We start from the raw sequence: 2,254 nt of genomic DNA on the forward strand, positions 1-2,254 counted from the left end.
GCGCCCCGGGGGGGGGTGTCCCCGGCTGGTCCGCGCGCGCCCCCCCCCCGCCCCCCGCGAGGGGATGGTTCAGGGGGTGGCCGCGGTGGCGATCTCCACCGCGCGCCGGGCGTTGCGTCCGATGGCCTCGTACGCGCCCTCGGTCAGCAGGGCCGCGGTGGCGATCCAGGTGCCTCCGCACGCGGCCACCTGTGGACGGCTCAGGTAGTCGGAAAGGTTGTGGGGGGTCAGGCCGCCCGTGGGCATGAACGCCATCTCGCCGCCGTACGGGGCGGCCATGGCGTCCAGCAACCGCAGTCCGCCCGCGGCCTCGGCCGGGAAGTACTTCACCAGCGGCAGGCCCTTGGCCAGCGCCGCCTCGACGCCGGTGGGGCTGTTGACGCCCGGGACGACGGGGATCTCCCGCTCATGGCAGTAGTCCACGACGTCGGGATTGAATCCGGGCGCCACCACGAACTGGGCCCCCGCGTCCCGGGCGCGGTCCACGGTCGCGCGGTCCAGCACCGTGCCGGCGCCGACCAGCAGCCCGGGGTGGCGGGCCCGCAGGGTGGCGATCCCGTCCGCGGCCGCCGGGGTGCGGAAGGTGACCTCGGCCACCGGCAGTCCCGCCTCCAGCAGCGTCTCGCCGAGCGGGTCGGCGTGCCGCACGTGGGGCAGGGTGACGACCGGGACGACCCGGATGCGGCGCAGTTCGTCGAGGAGTTCGTGGGGGTTCATGAGCCCTCTTTCGCGGTGGTGTCGCCCGGGGTGAGGACGTAGGCGTGGCCGACGCGCGGCACGGTCCACGACGGTGGCGTGGCGCGGCGCCGCAGTTCGTCGCGGGCCTGGTCCGGGTCGACGGTGTTGAAGTCGAACAGGCCGAAGTGGTGGCAGAGCAGGTGCGGGATCCCGGCCGCCTCGCACAGCTCGGCCGCCTCCCGGACGGTGAAGTTGCCGGGGACGCCGTTGTCGGTGCGGTAGGCGTCGCGGCCGTTGACGGGCAGCAGGGCGAGGTCGGCGCGCAGGTCGCGCAGCAGCTCGCGCTGTCCGTCGTAGGGCACGCAGTCGCCGGAGTGGTAGATGCGGATCCCGGCGATGGTGAGCACGTATCCGAGGAAACGGTGGTCTCCGGCCTCGTCCTGTTCGAGGCGCTCGTGGGCGGCGGGGACCGGCTCGATGGTGATGCCGTCCAGCTCGATGCGCTCGCCCGCGTTGGTACCGGTCAGGCGGGTGGCGGGGACGCCGCGCTCCAGTGCCCGCGTCCGTTCGGCGCGCGGCACCACGAAGCGGGGGTCGTTGTGCGGGAGCAGGGCGCGGATGGTCCCCGGATCCATGTGGTCGGTGTGGCCGTGGGTGCACAGCACCGCGGTGACGCCGCGGATGGCGTCCGGGGCCACCGGGGCGGGGTGCATCCGCCGGTGCGGGAAGAGCGTGCCACGGTACTTGTGGGCGAGGGTGTCGGACAGATACGGGTCGATCAGGATCAGGCTGTCGCGGTGGCGCAGGGCGAATCCGGCCTGGCCGAGCCACCACAGCGCCACCTCGCCGGGCCCGGTCCCCGCGGGGGCGGGAAAGGTGCCGGACACGGGGTCGCCGGACGCATGGCGCAGGGCGAGGCGGGGGCCGGGACGGGTACGGGGGATGTCGTACATGGGGTTCCCCGTCAGACCACGGACCGGCGGGTGCCGCCGTCCACGGACAGGCATGCGCCGGTGGTGGCCGAGGACTGCGCGGAGCCGAGGTACACGATCATGTTGGCGATCTCCTCGGTGGTGGACGCGCGGCGCAGCAGCGAGGTGGGGCGGTGTTCCCGGACGAACTCGTCGACCAGTTCCTCGGGCGACTTGCCGGTGTCGTCCCCGCTGAGCTCGGCCACGAAGTCGGTGACGCCCTCGGACTTGGTGGGGCCGGGCAGCACCGAGTTGACGGTCACGCCGGTGCCGGCGCACAACTCCGCCATACCGCGGGCGACAGCGAGCTGGGCCGTCTTGGTGGTGCCGTAGTGCACCATCTCGGGCGGGATCTGCAGAGCCGACTCGCTGGAGACGAACACGACTCGTCCCCAGCCATTGTCGATCATCCCCGGCAGGTAGAACCGGGACAGGCGGATGCCACTGAGCACGTTGACGTCGAAGTAGCGGCGCCATTCGTCGTCGTCGATGTCCAGGAAGGGCATCGGCTGGAAGATGCCGAGATTGTTGATGAGGATGTCCGTGGCCGGGACCTGGTCGGCCAGGGCCCGCGCCCCCTCGACGGTGGTGTTGTCGGCGGCGAC

General features: G+C 72.8%; 3 protein-coding genes. All 3 read right to left on the bottom strand.

Annotated elements, in window-relative coordinates:
* Nucleotides 1-69: 69 nt before the first annotated feature.
* Nucleotides 70-717 (bottom strand): bifunctional 4-hydroxy-2-oxoglutarate aldolase/2-dehydro-3-deoxy-phosphogluconate aldolase, encoded by a 648-nt coding sequence (gene eda / locus ACFXB5_RS36055; protein ID WP_385216193.1) that lies wholly within the window; start codon nucleotides 715-717, stop codon nucleotides 70-72.
* Nucleotides 714-1,631 (bottom strand): MBL fold metallo-hydrolase, encoded by a 918-nt coding sequence (locus ACFXB5_RS36060; protein ID WP_385216195.1) that lies wholly within the window; start codon nucleotides 1,629-1,631, stop codon nucleotides 714-716. Before ACFXB5_RS36060 ends, eda begins: the two co-directional genes overlap by 4 nt.
* A gap of 11 nt (nucleotides 1,632-1,642) precedes the next feature.
* Nucleotides 1,643-2,254: SDR family NAD(P)-dependent oxidoreductase (locus tag ACFXB5_RS36065; protein ID WP_385216198.1), on the bottom strand; the 612-nt coding region annotated here is incomplete at its 5' end.

Origin of the sequence: Streptomyces sp. NPDC059455, assembly GCF_042750115.1 — a bacterium.
GTDB classification, from domain to species: Bacteria; Actinomycetota; Actinomycetes; order Streptomycetales; family Streptomycetaceae; genus Streptomyces; species Streptomyces endocoffeicus.

What these genes read in the sequence shown, in the direction of transcription:
- ACFXB5_RS36060 (WP_385216195.1), bottom strand. Translation starts at nt 1,631, where the DNA reads ATGTACGACATCCCCCGTACCCGTCCCGGCCCCCGCCTCGCCCTGCGC.
- eda (WP_385216193.1), bottom strand. Translation starts at nt 717, where the DNA reads ATGAACCCCCACGAACTCCTCGACGAACTGCGCCGCATCCGGGTCGTC.